Origin of the sequence: Geoalkalibacter ferrihydriticus DSM 17813 (assembly GCF_000820505.1) — a bacterium.
Lineage (GTDB): Bacteria > Desulfobacterota > Desulfuromonadia > Desulfuromonadales > Geoalkalibacteraceae > Geoalkalibacter > Geoalkalibacter ferrihydriticus.
The window spans coordinates 238,994-256,210 of the sequence record NZ_JWJD01000004.1 but is presented as its reverse complement, the minus strand read 5'-3'; the positions used below and the strand labels follow the sequence as shown (position 1 = coordinate 256,210).

The window sequence follows — 17,217 nt, the reverse complement described above, 5'->3', positions numbered from 1 at the left end:
GGTCTGTTGCCATCGTACCGAAGGGATGCCGGGGGTGGTCAATTTTGGGTAATCACAGGGCCCCTTAACTGGTCAAATTTAGATTATCAAAACCATCCACCACATAGCCGGTCAGGTCGGTCCCGACCTCGGGCGCCAGAGGCAGGCTGCGATAGCGGCTCATGACGCTCTCGTAGGATTGTACCGCACCAACTTCGGCGAGGCTCTCCGCAACGATGGGGCGCATTTCCGCGGCCAGAGGCGTCGACATCTTGTCCTGGAAGTAACGCGTTGCGGCATCGGGCGGACCGTTGTAGATGCCCATGACGTCTTCGAGAGTCATGGCCTCGATGGACTGCAGAAACAGCTGTTTTGCCTTGGGCGTGGCGACCTCGGCGGCGCGGTTGAGACGTACCTCCAAATCATCGAGCATGGGGGCCATGCCCAGAGGGCGCAGGGCTGTGCGCACCCGATCAAGGCTGTTGGGCAGGGGAATGCGCACCTGGGGATCGGCATTGAAGCCGTTGAGTGCTCCCAGTTGTCCGACCACATTTTCCGATCCCACACGCAGGGCTTCTCTAAGTCCAGCGGCGATTTGCTGATTGGATAAATCAGTGGTGGTCGCCGGAGATCCGCCGCGCAGCAAATCGCGACCTTTTTGCAGCCAGCTGCCCTGAGCCAGGGATGCCGATGTCATCACCAGGGCCAGCAATAAAACGGCGATCCTGAAGACGGGGAGGCTTGACGGGGAAAGTGCTTTCATGGCGTTGGCTCCTCAGTAGAGATTTTTCCCAAATAACTAATTTGCGCGAAGATCGATAGCATGGGATTCTCAGATCGCTGCTCCTGCAAATGGGGTACAAATTTTACCTCAGTAGATATTCTATCTCGCAACCAGCGATAAACACACCCCGTCAGAGGCGGGAAGAAGACGCGGCACGCCAGTATGCGGTTCAACAACTTTACAGCGTTTCTTCTCCGTCTGCTCGATTGAAAAAGGGTGGAGGCAATTTGCCCCCACCCTTTTTAGATAACACCTTGTCACGTCGCCGTAAATCCTTGATGTAGTCTGCCGGATTTGCTGACAGGTTATCCGCGTATCCGGCGTCGGACCAAACCAACCCGTTGCCATTTTATACCAATTGCAGAACATAAACCCGATTTTACCACTGAAAATTGCCCTATAGGGTTGTTTTTGAGGTGTTTTTTAAGCAGATCCCGTTTGATTTCAGTGTGTTGGCTTGGTCCGACCCCGGGGATCTTTGAAGTTTCAATCCACGCCCCCGCACGGGGGGCGACGGTGGAACGGTTGGCCGTTGCGATTGCATGGCATGAGTTTCAATCCACGCCCCCGCACGGGGGGCGACCTTCACGGATTGCGCCCATTGCAAGCCGCTCCTGAGTTTCAATCCACGCCCCCGCACGGGGGGCGACCAGTCGCGACACTCAAGGGTTGGCCCACATGATGTTTCAATCCACGCCCCCGCACGGGGGGCGACCGCCTTCAACACCACGAAACCAGCGCGGGATAAAAGGTTTCAATCCACGCCCCCGCACGGGGGGCGACGTTAAGTACAAAACAGAGAGGCCTTTTAACTCAGTTTCAATCCACGCCCCCGCACGGGGGGCGACTAATTTCCTCAATACTGCCTCCGCAATGCTGAGCGTTTCAATCCACGCCCCCGCACGGGGGGCGACCTGGGGCCAAAATTCGTGTCGAATTTTCTAACGGTTTCAATCCACGCCCCCGCACGGGGGGCGACGTGCGCGAAGGAAAAGCGATGCATCAATCCACCGTTTCAATCCACGCCCCCGCACGGGGGGCGACGACAGTTTGACGGCAACGACGCGCTGCAACCATGGTTTCAATCCACGCCCCCGCACGGGGGGCGACTAGGCTCTGTGCAAAAAATTACCGGCCTTGACCTGGTTTCAATCCACGCCCCCGCACGGGGGGCGACTTTAGCCGGATGATCGGTGACGCCAGCCAGCAAAGTTTCAATCCACGCCCCCGCACGGGGGGCGACGCCCACTTGCCCTTGGTGTGAGGCAACCGTTCAATGTTTCAATCCACGCCCCCGCACGGGGGGCGACGACGAGCGCCTGCAGCTCCTTCATCGGTTCGGAGTTTCAATCCACGCCCCCGCACGGGGGGCGACACTTCAACATATGTTACGCGAGACGCGGAAGGCAGTTTCAATCCACGCCCCCGCACGGGGGGCGACACTTTTTTGTTGACCGTTGTATTTTGTTGTGTAGTTTCAATCCACGCCCCCGCACGGGGGGCGACCATTAACCCGCAATGGCGCATGCAGGCCATGACAGTTTCAATCCACGCCCCCGCACGGGGGGCGACGTGGGAACGATGATTGATCTCACTAGTCTATTGGTTTCAATCCACGCCCCCGCACGGGGGGCGACACTTTTACCCCCTCCATCCGCGAACGGATTCAATTGTTTCAATCCACGCCCCCGCACGGGGGGCGACGGGAGCTGTACGGGCGCATTGCCGAGGGTAATCACGTTTCAATCCACGCCCCCGCACGGGGGGCGACTGCAGACCGGACAGCCTGCCGACATTTCACAAGTGTTTCAATCCACGCCCCCGCACGGGGGGCGACGTCATGACCCCAGCGGCAACCCTCGTTGCAGATGTGTTTCAATCCACGCCCCCGCACGGGGGGCGACTTCCATGTAGGGCGCCTGGTTGCCGTTGAGGAAGTTTCAATCCACGCCCCCGCACGGGGGGCGACGCCGCTCCATGACGACGCTGTCTTTGCCACCGCTGTTTCAATCCACGCCCCCGCACGGGGGGCGACGCGATAAGGGACCGCAACATATCCGGGACGTGATGTTTCAATCCACGCCCCCGCACGGGGGGCGACCTAGGCTCTTGTCTTGGGTCGCGTAGCCGCAGGGGTTTCAATCCACGCCCCCGCACGGGGGGCGACTTTCGAGGCGGGCGCGGGAGAACTCTCTTTTTATGTTTCAATCCACGCCCCCGCACGGGGGGCGACGTTGGTGGCTGCGCCGAAGTGGCCGGGGAGTGTTGTTTCAATCCACGCCCCCGCACGGGGGGCGACGATATCAGATTCAGCATGGCGTGATTCTTTCCGGCGTTTCAATCCACGCCCCCGCACGGGGGGCGACTGACAAGAGAAGATATTAAAGCGGTGAAGGTTGTTTCAATCCACGCCCCCGCACGGGGGGCGACTGAAGCCGTCGGCGTTGTTTTTACCGAAATAGGCGTTTCAATCCACGCCCCCGCACGGGGGGCGACAAAAGGCCTGCGTAACGCATTCGGCGACCTGCTTGTTTCAATCCACGCCCCCGCACGGGGGGCGACGCGGAAAGATTGGCGGCTGCGTTAGCATGTATTGTTTCAATCCACGCCCCCGCACGGGGGGCGACGACTTCTTTGGCGCGCTGGCAGACGCGGTCGACCTATTGTTTCAATCCACGCCCCCGCACGGGGGGCGACGCGGACGATCAACCCGCAGGACGACTCAGAGGCGTTTCAATCCACGCCCCCGCACGGGGGGCGACAGCCGACATGCGGGAGAGGGACAAGATCGGGCGGGTTTCAATCCACGCCCCCGCACGGGGGGCGACCCGATTTGCGTGAGGCCGTTGACCATGCGCGGCGTTTCAATCCACGCCCCCGCACGGGGGGCGACGATGCAGCACCCCGACACCGCCGGCAGCACCGATGTTTCAATCCACGCCCCCGCACGGGGGGCGACGGGTGACGATGGGGCTGTCGGCGGTGCCTCCGCCGTTTCAATCCACGCCCCCGCACGGGGGGCGACTCCAGCTTGGCACCCCCAACTATACCAAGCTGGTGTTTCAATCCACGCCCCCGCACGGGGGGCGACGGAGCCCAGGCTTCGGGGGTTTATTCAGTTGAAGGTTTCAATCCACGCCCCCGCACGGGGGGCGACTAGGCGCGATCCGGGTCCAGGAGACAAGCGCCGAGTTTCAATCCACGCCCCCGCACGGGGGGCGACCTGTAATCGGTCAAATGCCCCTCGCCGGTTTTGGCGTTTCAATCCACGCCCCCGCACGGGGGGCGACGGTCGAAATCGAAGCCGCTGACTATTGGAAAATGTTTCAATCCACGCCCCCGCACGGGGGGCGACGCCAAGGCCCTGGGCGAGAGATCTGCATCGAGTGTGTTTCAATCCACGCCCCCGCACGGGGGGCGACCAGACGATGAACGCGAGGTGTTGCGCATCATCGAAGTTTCAATCCACGCCCCCGCACGGGGGGCGACCCGCACCCGCAAAGAGCGCACCCAGGTTGAGATCGTTTCAATCCACGCCCCCGCACGGGGGGCGACCCCCTCATCCAGTTACACGTCCACCGACGGTGTGTTTCAATCCACGCCCCCGCACGGGGGGCGACGATGTGCTCGGCGATCGTCTGCAACTCTTCACTGTTTCAATCCACGCCCCCGCACGGGGGGCGACTCAGGTCTTTTGCCACCTGGAGGCGCTCATCAAAGTTTCAATCCACGCCCCCGCACGGGGGGCGACGCGGTAAAGGTCACGCACTCCACGCGGTACTCACCGTTTCAATCCACGCCCCCGCACGGGGGGCGACATGAGCGAGCAGCAGGAACTCGCCTATATCTTTGTTTCAATCCACGCCCCCGCACGGGGGGCGACGTGCGAGCCCGCCGATGATGCCTCGGCTTTTCTGGTTTCAATCCACGCCCCCGCACGGGGGGCGACGACGATGAACGCGAGGTGTTGCGCATCATCGAAGTTTCAATCCACGCCCCCGCACGGGGGGCGACGGCCGGCGGTTGTAGGCGTCGACCTCTTCTTGCATGTTTCAATCCACGCCCCCGCACGGGGGGCGACGACGGTGATCTGCTCCTGGTCGACACCAACCCGGAGTTTCAATCCACGCCCCCGCACGGGGGGCGACCGTCACTGCATCGATGCACGCGCACACTTCGGGGTGTTTCAATCCACGCCCCCGCACGGGGGGCGACGGTTGTCGCACTCTCACAGCTCAATCGCTCACTTGTTTCAATCCACGCCCCCGCACGGGGGGCGACGCCAACTCACGGGGCTACGACTTGCGGCCCAAAAAGTTTCAATCCACGCCCCCGCACGGGGGGCGACCTGTATAAACCAACACCATTTCCTCAACGTCAGAGTTTCAATCCACGCCCCCGCACGGGGGGCGACCTGGACGATGACGAGCGCATAATGGAGCTGTCCTTGTTTCAATCCACGCCCCCGCACGGGGGGCGACCCTTGATGGTGGCATCCAGCAGGCGCGTGTAATTGTTTCAATCCACGCCCCCGCACGGGGGGCGACCGCCCGACGTTGTCGACGGTGTCGTAGATGTACTGTTTCAATCCACGCCCCCGCACGGGGGGCGACGTGAGCACGACGTACTTGTTGGCGGTGTCGGTGCCGTTTCAATCCACGCCCCCGCACGGGGGGCGACCGACGCCGCGCGCGAAAGCGGAGGGTTTCGCAACGTTTCAATCCACGCCCCCGCACGGGGGGCGACCCTTTGACGATGTCGACATCCACGGTGGTGGTGTCGTTTCAATCCACGCCCCCGCACGGGGGGCGACGCGCTCTTGCGCCATCTGGATTTCGAGCTGATCGTTTCAATCCACGCCCCCGCACGGGGGGCGACGGCAGGCGGATATACCCGCGCAGCCAGGACTCTTCGTTTCAATCCACGCCCCCGCACGGGGGGCGACTGTGGTTCACTAAGTCTTTAATTTTTATCTATTTTTTTTCCGATATTCGCGAACCTTATCCTCCCGTACAATCAAAATGCTTATATCCTCACCAGATTCTCGAAAAAACGCCTATAAATCGGCCGCGCGAACCTCCCTGGGCTTCAACCATCCCTTGGGGTTCGCTAAAGGATTAAAGGTCCTTCCTGGTCGATAGCCTCCTTTGCGCCTATGTGTTCAATCTTCCTTCGCCATCCCGCCCCTAGAAAATAAAATCGCAAGCTATCCTGGGATTCGTCGATGACATTGATCAATTGCTGGCGCATCGCCACCCATTGTGCTGGATCTACAAGGCATTCAAAGACCGAGTACTGGACGCGTTGCCCGTGATTGGTGCAAATTTTTGCCAACTTGCGCAAGCGTTTGGCGCCGGCGCGATCAGAGGTTGCCACATCGTAACTGACAAGCACCATCATGTCGTCACCGCCAGATAAACGGAGGGTACTCGTCCAGATCTCCGCGCAGATAGCGACTGAGCAATTGTGCTTGGGCAAACATCAGCATCCCGAGCGGAATTTTCTCCTTGATAAAAGGATGTTCGATTTCGACCTGTTTGCGCTTCTGGTATTCCATGAGCAGAACCTTTCGGGTGTCGTCATCCATCACCACGGCTCCGGATTCCATGGTCCGGAACCCTTTTTTGCGCACCTGACCAAGGTTAATCAATGAAAGCGCCAGGCGATCCGCCATTACCGGCCGAAATTCCTCCATCAGATCCAAGGCCAGACTCAGTCGGCCAGGCCTATCGCGGTGCAAAAAGCCAACAGCCGGATCGAGTCCCACCGTTTCAAGAGCTGAGCGCGCATCGTGATAGAGCAGCGAATAGAGAAATGAAAGCAGGCAATTCACCCGGTCCAGAGGGGGCCTACGGTTTCGCCCGGCAAAGACGAAGTCGTCCTTCTGTGCCACGATTAGATCATTGAAGAGTCCGAAGTAGTCGTTAGCTGCTCTGCCCTCAATACCGCGGATATCATCAAGAGAATCTTCCAGTAAAAGGTTGCGAGCGACCTTTGCAAATAAGCCCACCTTTTTCGGAATGTCCAGCGAGTTGATTTTCTCCCCATGATCCCGCTGAGCCCGGCTCATAACCGTGCGGCAGTTGGTCACCTTGCCCAGCACAAACAAGCGTGCCAAACGCGCCGAAGCCACTAGGTCGTCGGCTTGGCGATACTGCTCTCGACGCAGAAGTACGTTGCCTGCCACCGGCCCCTGAACCCTGGCTAAAAACCGCCCGTAACCTGTCAGGAAGCTGACCGTAACATCCTTTTCAGCGCAATGCCCAAGCAGAAAGGGGCTGCATGTCACCTGGCCGAAACAGACAATGGAACTGAGCGTATGAATCGGCAAGCGTAGCTTGGTTTCGCGCTCGATGTTGACGACGACCGTTTCTCCCTCCTTATTCAGATAGGCCCCTTGCGTCGTCACATACAGCGTGTTGAGCATCTTTCTCATGGTTCGTCTCCCTGAGCATCCCTACCAGATATTTTCTGACCGATCGTCCGGATGTGCAGCTTTTCGGCAGGCATACGGCAATAAGTGAACACTGATCGCACTTTTTGGAGTAGACCGCTTTCGGCGTAACTCCGGTGCGAAAAAGATCATGAACCCGCTCAACTGTTTCTTCGGTCAGCCGCCTTAGGTCGACATCAAATTCAACAGCGCTCCGGCGTTTATTCTGCCCGTAAAATAAGGCCCCGCTTTCGATTTTTTTATCCAGCATTTCTTCGAGGCATAGGGCTTGAGCGCAAAGTTGCACTTCGTCGCAGCGGTCGCTTTTCGGCCGGCCTCGCTTGTACTCGACGGGATAGACGCTGCCGTCCTCATGGAACTCCACCACATCGGCCTGCCCACTCAAACCATGCCGCGCTGAGCGGACGGGAAGGGTGCGTACAATCCGTACACGCCCTTTCATCTCTTTCTCTCGGCTGTCGACCCGCTCATGCAAAATGCGTCCTTCAACGGTGTAGCGGTTTTCCTGCCAGGTTTGTTCAATGTGAATCAGGGCACACTGACGTGGGCAGTAAAGATAATGCTGCAAAGCCGAGAGCATAACGTAGTCGGATTCAGCATACATCGAAGGTTCTCCGGATTGCTTTTGCCGTACCTGCAATGCGCAGCGCAGGCGTAGCGAGTTATTTATATTTGGCGAGTTTTTCCAGCAACATATGTCGGATTCTGGGTTTGTCATCGGGGTAGAGGGAAAGAAGCCTTTTGCCCTGCTGCTGGTAAAGCTGCTGTTTTTTGAGCATGCCGATTTTGTAGTCGGCGGTGTCCATTCCCCAATACTCGATATAGACGTCAAACTCGGGCAGATAGAAATCGGGGCGGATGGCATATCCGTCAAGTATGCGGAAACGCTCATCGTAGCGGTAGTGGATTTTCTCGGTGTTCAATATCTCACAAATCAAGCGCTCGCCGTCCGATTGCACCCAGGTGCCGTCCTTGGCACGAATGTTTTTCTGCAATTGCACCTTGGTTTCAAAATTACGTCGTTCGATAAAGACCTCATCGAAGCAATAATTGCAGAACGGGCGCTGAAAAGCTTTTTTGCTGCGGGTGAACTCATCGGCTTCAAGTTTGACCCCGCAGCGCTGGCAGCAATGCTCGGCTTTCCTCTCTTCGATGCGGGTCGCCTCCTCGATGAGTTCGATGGCCAGCTTTGCGCAGGTGTTGTTGTAGTCCTTTTCAACGGGGCTGATGGCCATATCGCGAAGATCGACCAAGGCGCATTTGGCCTGGATGCCGTAAGCACCCAGGGCTTTTGCCGCATATTGGCGCACCTGCGGAAAAGCATCCTGCAATAGCGGCTGCAAAGCTGCAACGGCGTCTCTGCCATCGGCCAAACCGGCCAGCTTTCCGATGGCCGATGCCGCCAAGCGCCGCACATTGGCAACGGGTAAACGTGTCAAATCGATAAGTTCCGCCAATCCTGCCGGATCTCCGCAATTGCCCAGCGTAACTGCCCGCTCACGGAAACGTTTTTCCAGATTTTTATCCATAGGTGATTTTCCCCCTCCCGCTTTTGCTAGCAAGTGGGGTAAGGGTTGTACCCCCTTGCTTTCAACTACAATTTTTCAATAATTTCGATACCTGTCGGCGCAGTACCTACATTTACGGAAAAGTCCTTAAAGGACCGCGCCGGCCCCTGCGAACCGGGAGCGCGCGCAATTTCCACCAAGTCGAACAACTTATGCGCCGGGGCATTACCCAATTTGTCTTTATGCTTGAAGACATAGAGCTTACGACTGCTCATTACGCCGCGAGCCGCTGAACGGTCGTGCTCGAACATGTTGACCAGCGCGTCCCACAGCAAGCCCAGGTCATCCTCGCTGAAACCGGTCTTTTCTGCCAGAGGCGCCGACACAAAGCCCTGGGCGACATAAAGCCCATAGGGGACGATATGCTTGCGGCCCATAGTGCGTTCTTTTTCCAAGTCTCTTTCGTTGGTGACCGCCATACGGGTGATACTGATTTCCTGCGGAATGATAGGTTCAACGCTTTTGGCAAAAGCCAATTGCACCGGCCCGCGCACCTGTCCGCAATTGACCTCGGTGGTCATGACAGCGCCGAAGCTGCGGATGTCGAAAAAGTTGGCGCACATCCAGCCGGTTACTTTTTGTGCATCCGCAAGTTTTTTGGGGAGCTTTTTCGTTTCGGGCTTCAATTCATAAGCTTTGTAAGCCAGTTCATTGGTTTGATTGAGCACGGCCTTTTCCTGCACATAAATATTGAATCCTTCCGCGCCTTCTTTGGCCAGGGCCACGTGGTTGCGGATTTTGCGCTTCAGACAGACATCGGTCACCAGTCCATGGCCCGTTTCGGGATCGATGCGCGGCATGTTGCCTGCGTCGGGATCGCCGTTAGGATTGCCGTTTTCCACATCGAAAAGCAGTACGAATTCATAACGATTGGTGATAGCGGTCATGGGTCAGCCCTCCTGATTTTTTTTGGTGAAAAAGTTTTTGCGCTGATGGTAGTAGCCGATCATGAATTGGCCCTGCTCAATGGCAGCCAGAGTTCTGGGGAACTCAACGATCTCGGCCATGATGTCTTGCGTCATGATTTCGAAATTGTGTGCCCTGCCTCTTTTTTCCGGGTCTTTGCGTAACTTGGCGATGTGGTTGGCCGCATTTTTCAGCAGCATGTGAAAAACCTGGCCCGGGGTTGCCGATGCCGAGGCGAGATAGCGGTCCTTGATGGTGGCGTTGGTACCGGGGACGGCCTCCTCCTGGGCTTTTTCCAAAACGGCAAATAAGCGGCCCAGTAAATAAGGTAAGTCTTTTTTTTGGGGATCGAGCGACACGGGCACCTCCATTTGATGATTGCGAATGAGAAAAGCCTTAAGAAGCGCGGCGCGAAAATAGCTCACCTGATGTTCGGTGCGAATGCGCCCTAGGACGGCGGAAAGAAGATTTTGCGGATAGCGGGTGCCGGTCAACATGGCTTTGGCCAGGGCGCCTGCGAGAACCGGTGAGACGTTTTCGTTTTTTCCCAAAGGTGCCGTCTGGCAGAGCAGTCGCCACAGAGGGGGGAATTCGGGATCGCTTTCGTATTGGCGAACCAACGCCAGTTGTTGAAAATGCCTGCCGATGCGGTCCAGAAAAACGCCCACACTGTTTGCCTCCCAAAAGCGGATAGACAGCCGCGCGGCATTGGGTGCCAAGCCGAGCACATAGAATTGCACGGATTCGTCAAGGTCCGGAATGATGTCTGTTGCCCGCCGCCCATCGCGAATTGCCTGAAGCAAGCTGCGGATTTTTCCGGTGGTTTGCTGATCGTCCTCAATATCTGGGGCATCAGTGGATCCGGCTGAAGGCTCGATCAGGTCGGCAAGGAAATCCTCTGCCGGGGTAGGACGTTGCGCCCAGAAGACTAGGGTGGTATCGCCGATATGCACATTTTGTCGACTTTTCCCTGCCAGAAGGACATTCAGCGCGGTCGTGTAAGCGAATGCCGAGTTTTCAGCGACGGAGGCCTTGGTCTGATCGTAAGAAACGAAGGCGGATTTATTAAAGGATACAATGTACCCTCCCGATGTCTGTCCGCCGCGAACACCCTTGATGGGGGTATGGACGCGGGCCAAAGGTGCATCTGTTTCACCGGAAATCAAGCACTGAACCAGTTCGGCGCTGTCCCTATCCTGGTTGAATCGGAGCCAGAATTTCTGTACGGGCGCGCGATTGTGAATAAATCCGGGGGCGCCATCCAAACGAAACACCAGATTGGCATGACAAACATCTTCCCAAGCCGCAAATTTACCGACGATTTCCTCGGCTTGTGCGCAATCCCAACCTTGCAGGAATTTGATGACAGCTAAAAATCCCGGATCGTTAATTTCAGCCCCGACGATCTGAAGAAATTCTTTGAAAGCCGCGAATCGCTCTTGATTTTTTTCGGTTGCCCCCTCTGCATCTGCGCCGCAGAGGTAGCTCGCTTTGTCCCACAGAAAATTAGGCTTAACGCCAGAAGTGCGCGTCACCGATGCTGGTACGGGGATTTTCCGTGCCCGTAACTTGCCGCCTTCGGATTCGCGTAGATCTTCGATGTTCTGTAAATTGCCGTCCGCTGCCAGTACCAACGCAAAGGAGATGTTCTCAATGCTGGTCCCAAAAGGCGGCATCCCCGAATTCGGATCTTCGACCATGCGCTCATAATAGCCGTTCAAGGCTTGCAGAATCATGTCCGCACCTCCGGGGAAAGCGGCGATGGGGCATGGATGATGCCATCCTCCATGGTCGCGCGGAAAAACAGGGGGGTCATGTCGTTGTCAAAATCCATGTCGAGCAGCATGTAGCCCAATTCCTTGGACTGCCCGACATAGGGCGATGCGGGAATGTCCCCTTCGAGCAACTCAAAATAGGCTGGGAATTCGCGGCAACCAAGGCAGGGCTGATGAAAAAATTGGCCACGCGCGGCTCTTCGGTTGAAGATGTCGAGATGCTTTCCTTCGTTGTCGTCAAAGCCGGCCTTGTCGGTCAGTTCGAAATGTGCCTCGATGACATATTCCACATCGCGCAGAAGTGTCGAGGCGCGCTGCTGGCGGTTGTCGCCGTCATCCACCAGAAAATAGAGGCGCTTGCCGTCACGCATGGCCGTGGTCGGATTGGGTTTGGGGATTTTCGAACTGATTTCGTTACGCCGTACATTGTCGAATTTGATGGGCTGCAATACATGAATGCGATCCACGACCCAGCGGATCGCCGGCTTCCAGTGAATCGCCTCCAGGATGCCCCGCGCAGCCGAAGGGGTCATCACGTCGTAGGAGACGCGTTCCACCTTCATCTCCGGTCGCGTAAAACAGGCGTAATTCCCCCAGACTCTTAACTTGACGCCATACCCCATAGCTGCTCCTTTCCCTCTTGCCAAGAGTTCACAAGGTTATATGCACAAATTCTCCGGATTCCAGACTTCACCCTCATCAACGCACAATCCAACCGCAGCGCGGTATGTAGCTTCGTTGCACAACAGCGGAAATTCGCCGTGAATCATTTCCAGCGCGCCGGCGGCATCCAGAGCCGCAAAGTCTCTGGAACGCACCCCAACCGTGTACTGCTGAAGTTTTCTAAGCGTGGCGCGCGGGTATTGGGTGTACCGCAACTCCTGCACCAGGCCTTGCGCCTGCGCCTCAATGGGGATGATCACGCCGATGGTTTCCTCCTCGATGAAGCGGAAGGCCTGGCCCGCTTCCTGGAACGGCCAGATCAGATCGGTGCTCAATTTGGGATTGAGCAATGGCAGGATCTGCTTCTTGTCCAAGTCCTCCACATCGTAAAGCAATTCGAAATATCGGCGCATGGTTTCAAGCCCCAAAGGGTCGGCCTGGGGCAGGGTGCGCAGAGTTTCCGCGGCGCGGGCGGCGCAACGCTTGATCCAGGGCATGCGCGGGGGCTGCTCTGCTTCGAAGACAAACACTTTGCCTTTTTCGGGCAGCAGCCCTTCGCGGTTGCAACGACCTGCCGCCTGGGCGATGGAATCCAGCCCGGCCATGGCCCGATACACCACCGGGAAGTCAAGGTCGACGCCCGCCTCGACCAGGGACGTCGAAATCACCCGGCAGGGCATGTTGACCTTGAGCTGGGCGCGAATTTCATTCAGCACTTGCCGCCGATGGATGGGGTACATGTTGGTCGACAAATGGAATAACCGCTCATCTTCTCCTGCCGCCTGCCTAATTTTCTCGTAAAGTGTGCGGGCATGTGCCTTGGTGGAAACGATGCACAGAACCTGTCTCTCATCCGCGAGGCGCTCGGCGAGTTCGTCATCGCAAACTTTGCCGATAAATTGGACCTCGGTGCGCTGCAAACTCCGATAGAGATGCAGCGGATCGTCAATGATCTCCTGGACGTGTGGCAACGCCGTGCGCAGAGTGCTTTTGTCGTCCAGGGCCGGCTGGGTCGCGGTGCAGAGGACAACCGTGCACGTGTAGCGTTCCACCAGCTCGCGCAGGGCGGCGAGGCAGGCCTCCAGATATTCGGTGGGGATCGCCTGGGCTTCGTCGAGGATGATGACGCTGCCGGCAATGTTGTGCAGTTTGCGGCACCGCGAGGTTTTGTTGTTGAACAACGACTCGAAAAATTGGACGTTGGTCGTGACGACGAGGGGGGCATCCCAGTTCTCGGTGGCCAGCCCGCGTCTGCGATTGTAGGCATCGTTCTCGTGCTCATCGCTCTCCTTGTAATTGCAGTGATGCTCAAGGACGCAATCTGCCCCGATGGCCGCCTGGAACTCCCTGGCATTCTGTTCAATGATGGAGGTGAAGGGAATCGCGTAAATAATGCGCCGCAGGCCGTGGGCTAACGCGTGGTCCAGGGCGAAGGCCAGAGACGAGAAGGTTTTTCCCCCACCGGTGGGAACTGTCAGCGAAAAAAATCCTTGGGGTAGCAGGGCATTTTCCCGGCACTGGGCGAGAATGCTTTGGCGCAGGGCATTGACGGGGGAGGGTTTGGCGGTATGTGCTTTTTCTTGAAGAAAGGAAGTGAATCGCTGTTGCAGACTGCGGAAATCAGTGCCGCTGTCGTGCTCTGGGCGAAGCTGGGCTTTATCAGGGTCGCAAAAGGCTTCGGTATCGAGAAAGTCGGCATCTACCAGACAGGAGAAAATCATCCGGGTGAAAAACGCCAGGCTGAATCCAGCGCGATCAACGGGCAGTTTGAAAGGTGGGGCTAGCCTCTTGGGCAGGTCAAAATCGGTAAGCAGCGCGACGTCCGGCGGCACCTTGGCGTGTTTCAGGCGAAAATGAAGCTCGCCTTCCTGATTGCCGCCATTGGTCAACCCGCCGTGATGGCCGACGATCACATACGCCAGAAGCAGTCCGAGGCGTCCCAGACGCTCTCTCGCCAGGCGCGCACCGAAGGTTGAGTGATCGACGCGGGCCGTGTTTCCCTCCAGCCTTGCGGTAAAAGCGTCCGTTGCCTTGCCGGCGTCATGCAGCAAACCGGCACAGCGCCCCCATTCACCCGCGTTGAATACATCCGCAAATTTTTCGGCGAGCCTGGCGACATTTGCCAAATGATCGGGAAGGGTCTGCCAGTCCGATTTGTCTTGGTTTGCCGTTGAGTGCGCATAATATTCGGCCATAGCGTTACCCTCCCAAGATCGGCGTAAATTCCAGATAAACCCAACAAGCAAAACAAATTTTAAATTGTCTGTATGACAAAATAAGTCGCAATGGCAAATTTAATGGTCAAAGCACAAAGAATCTTTAAGAGGAGAGAGGCGCGCCCACAGTTCTGGCGAATTGGGGATGGTATTGCTGACTGGTTGGTGAGTGGCATTTGTTTCAAAAAAATCTTCCATAATCCCCTCCTGAAATCGCATAGATGACACTTGCCATCACAGAAGAATAGAAAATATTCTTATTTAATGCAAACCTTCAGCAAAAATCGGCGATGCTTGCTGTTTGACTGCCTCCACGCAATGGCCTAGGATTGCGACAGCTTGCCCCTGCGGCGACCTGTTCTGCCCAACATCAAGGGGCCCAGCTTGCTAGGCCCCTGCCGGCGGGAAAACTTCATGGATGAACTCACCTATCACTACGATGGCAGCTACGCGGGGTTGCTCAGTGTGTTGCAGCGCATCTTCGCCTGGCGTGAAACGCCGACCGAAATCTGTGTCGCCGCGCCTGCGCAGGACGATCTATTTTCCACTGCGGCGCAGGTTGCCACCGATCTGCAACGTGCCGATCAACTGCTGAGCGCCATCCGTACGCATCTCTCACCCGACAGCGCCACTTTTGTGCGCCACGCCTTTTTCTCGGAGGTTCCCGGCGTTGAAATGGCGATTTATCGTTATCTGGCCCATGGCTGGAAGGTGCGCAGGCGCCTCGATGACGACCTGGCCTGTCCCGCCGTGGCCGAGGTGCAGCGCCTGGCGCAGCGGGTGCGGCGCGAGTCTCATCGCCTCAAGGGTCTGGCGCGTTTTCGTGAAACGGACGAGGGGTTGCTTTATGCCCCGCTGGAGCCCGAGCATTTCGTGCTGCCGCTGCTGGCGCCGCATTTTGCCGAGCGCTTGGGGCAGGAGCGCTGGTTGATTCAAGACGTGCGGCGCAGCAAGGGGGTTTTTTATGCGGAGGGTCGCTGGGTGCTGGCCGATCTGGATGTCCATGCTTCGCCGCAGTTTTCTGCGGAAGAATCGCACTGGCAGCAGCTCTGGCAGACTTTTTTTGCGCGCATCGCCATTGCCGAGCGCACCAACCCGCGTCAACAGAAAAGTTTCATGCCCATGAAATACTGGAAATATCTGGTGGAGATGGAGCCGCGCTGAGGGCGGCCCTGCGGCTGCCCAGAGATAAATCGGCGGAGCCCCCCTGCAATTTAATTCCGAAAGCCGCTATACTGAGCTATTCCTGGATTGCAACGGAGTCTTTCTTTGGCGCAGCGCATCACATACATCGTCGGGTTCTTGCTGGTTTGTGGACTCTATCTCTGGGGTTCCCCGGCGGGCGCGGTTCCAGCGGAGGGCGAAGAATTTCGCATCGGCCATGAGCCCCGCAAGCGCGGCAATATTCTGGATTTGTTCTTCGGTCCCGCCCCGCCTTTGCCCACCGAGCGCGGCAAGCTCGTCATCTACGCCTTTCACGACGCCAACGGCAACAATCGCCGCGATCCCGGCGAGCGTGAACTGCACGGCAAGATCCACTGCACCGTCGGCGACATCACCTATCAGGTGCCTGCTTTTATCCCCGGTCTCGACCTGAGCGGCGGCTACGACATCGAGTGCGAGGGGGAGAACTATCTGCCTTTGCTCATCGAGTCGCACGTCTTCATCGAGCGCCGCGGCCAGATCATCCGCATCGACCTGCCCTGCCAGAAACTCAACTGACTCTGAAAACTGATTTTGTATTGTCCCCGCCCGAACAGAAAATAAATCCGTCCCCTTTTTCGGTCCTGGATTCTCAGGTTAGAGTGCGCAGGGCGTGGAGCAGGCGCTGGTTGTCTTCGGGACGGCGCACTGCAACGCGCACGTAGGTCTCATCAAGGCCGACGAAGTTGCTGCAATCGCGGACGAGGATGCCTTGCGCCCGCAAGGTGGCTGCAAGCTGCGGCGCCTTGGTCGAGCCTGGGGGAAGGTGCGCGAGCAGATAGTTGGCTTCGCCGGGGAAAACCCGCCAGCCCAGTTCCTGCAGACCCTTTTGCAATTGGCCGCGCCATTGGGGGATGACTCTCAGGGTGTGGCGACGAAAGTCCGCGGCGCCCAGGCAGGCTCGGGCGGCGGCCAGCGCCGGGGTGGAAAGGGTCCAGGGTTCGCGCGCCTGCGCCAGGCGGGCCAGGGTATGCGGCGCTCCGGCGAGATAGCCGGCGCGCAGGCCGGGCATGGCGTAGAACTTGGTGAAGGAGCGCAGCACCAGAACATTGTCGCAGTGTTTGAGGTGCGGCAGAAGAGAGTGGTCGGGACAGAAATCGACAAAGGCTTCATCGACCAGCAGCAGGGCCTGCTCGCGTATGCCGGCGGCAAGTTCCAGCAGCGCTTGCGGCGCCAGGGCCGTGCCTGCGGGATTGCCCGGATTGGCGAGGACGATGAGATCGGTCTCGGGGCGGATCTGGTGCAGCAGAGACAAGGGGTCGAACAGAAAGTTATCTTCGGCGCTGAGGAGATGATAATCAACGCTGCAGCCGATCTGGGCAAGGCTGCGTGCGTATTCGCTGAAGCAGGGCGCGAGGAGCAGGGCGCGGCGTGGCCGCAGCACACGCGGCAGCAGGTAGATGAGTTCGGTGGAGCCGCTGCCCGGGACAAAGTGTCCGGGCGCCATCTGGTGATGCTCGGCGAGGGCCTGGATCAGGGAAGCGCCGTCGATTTCAGGATAATGCTGAATCTGCTCAAGGGAGGCGCGAATCGCCGCCATGACCTCGTCCGGCGTGCCGAGAGGATTGATGCTGGCGGAAAAATCCCGCAGAGCCTCGGGCTCCAGGCCCAGTTCGCGGGCTGTTTGCAAGACGTTGCCGCCGTGTTGAGAAGGTTGCATGGCTGACTC

12 protein-coding genes and 1 CRISPR repeat array are annotated in these 17,217 nt (G+C 57.9%); of the genes, 2 read left to right on the top strand and 10 right to left on the bottom strand.

What is annotated here, in order from left to right:
- Nucleotides 1–64: 64 nt before the first annotated feature.
- From GFER_RS12195 to GFER_RS12155, 9 genes are all read right to left on the bottom strand, one after another.
- Entirely contained in the window at nt 65–742 is a 678-nt protein-coding gene (locus GFER_RS12195) for a DUF4197 domain-containing protein (protein WP_052446348.1), read from the bottom strand.
- 504 nt (nt 743–1,246) lie between these two features.
- Nucleotides 1,247–5,708: direct repeats of the CRISPR family, unit length 32 nt; unit sequence GTTTCAATCCACGCCCCCGCACGGGGGGCGAC.
- 164 nt (nt 5,709–5,872) lie between these two features.
- Nucleotides 5,873–6,163 carry a CRISPR-associated endonuclease Cas2 gene (cas2, locus tag GFER_RS12190; RefSeq protein ID WP_040099926.1) on the bottom strand — a complete coding sequence of 97 codons (291 nt, stop codon included), beginning with the start codon at nt 6,161–6,163 and terminating at the stop codon, nt 5,873–5,875.
- Nucleotides 6,164–6,167: 4 nt separating this feature from the next.
- Entirely contained in the window at nt 6,168–7,199 is a 1,032-nt protein-coding gene (cas1c, locus tag GFER_RS12185) for a type I-C CRISPR-associated endonuclease Cas1c (RefSeq protein WP_040099925.1), read from the bottom strand.
- Nucleotides 7,144–7,821, bottom strand: a complete 678-nt coding sequence (cas4, locus tag GFER_RS12180) for a CRISPR-associated protein Cas4 (protein ID WP_052446347.1) — start codon at nt 7,819–7,821, stop codon at nt 7,144–7,146. The genes cas1c and cas4 overlap by 56 nt, the downstream gene beginning before the upstream one ends.
- Before the next feature lie 58 nt (nt 7,822–7,879).
- Nucleotides 7,880–8,746: a HEAT repeat domain-containing protein gene (locus tag GFER_RS12175; protein WP_040099924.1), complete on the bottom strand. Its 867-nt coding sequence runs from the start codon at nt 8,744–8,746 to the stop codon at nt 7,880–7,882.
- 65 nt (nt 8,747–8,811) lie between these two features.
- Complete coding sequence (gene cas7c, locus GFER_RS12170; protein WP_040099923.1) at nt 8,812–9,672, bottom strand: type I-C CRISPR-associated protein Cas7/Csd2; 861 nt, start codon at nt 9,670–9,672, stop codon at nt 8,812–8,814.
- Nucleotides 9,673–9,675: 3 nt separating this feature from the next.
- Nucleotides 9,676–11,427: a type I-C CRISPR-associated protein Cas8c/Csd1 gene (gene cas8c / locus GFER_RS12165; protein WP_040099922.1), complete on the bottom strand. Its 1,752-nt coding sequence runs from the start codon at nt 11,425–11,427 to the stop codon at nt 9,676–9,678.
- Nucleotides 11,424–12,089, bottom strand: coding sequence for a type I-C CRISPR-associated protein Cas5c (cas5c, locus tag GFER_RS12160; protein ID WP_040099921.1), 666 nt, complete (start codon nt 12,087–12,089; stop codon nt 11,424–11,426). The genes cas8c and cas5c overlap by 4 nt, the downstream gene beginning before the upstream one ends.
- 36 nt (nt 12,090–12,125) lie before the next feature.
- Nucleotides 12,126–14,324 carry a CRISPR-associated helicase/endonuclease Cas3 gene (locus GFER_RS12155; protein WP_040099920.1) on the bottom strand — a complete coding sequence of 733 codons (2,199 nt, stop codon included), beginning with the start codon at nt 14,322–14,324 and terminating at the stop codon, nt 12,126–12,128.
- Nucleotides 14,325–14,759: 435 nt separating this feature from the next.
- Between GFER_RS12155 and GFER_RS12150 the strand changes: the two genes are divergently transcribed.
- On the top strand, nt 14,760–15,509 hold the full coding sequence (locus tag GFER_RS12150; RefSeq protein WP_040099919.1) for a TIGR03915 family putative DNA repair protein: 750 nt from the start codon (nt 14,760–14,762) through the stop codon (nt 15,507–15,509).
- 105 nt (nt 15,510–15,614) lie between these two features.
- The gene (locus tag GFER_RS17790) at nt 15,615–16,067 is read left to right on the top strand and encodes a hypothetical protein (protein ID WP_052446346.1); all 453 of its coding nucleotides are present in this window, start codon (nt 15,615–15,617) and stop codon (nt 16,065–16,067) included.
- Between the two features lie 73 nt (nt 16,068–16,140).
- On the opposite strand, the gene cobD is transcribed toward GFER_RS17790, so the two are convergent.
- Complete coding sequence (gene cobD, locus GFER_RS12140; RefSeq protein ID WP_040099917.1) at nt 16,141–17,208, bottom strand: threonine-phosphate decarboxylase CobD; 1,068 nt, start codon at nt 17,206–17,208, stop codon at nt 16,141–16,143.
- Between the last annotated feature and the right edge of the window lie 9 nt (nt 17,209–17,217).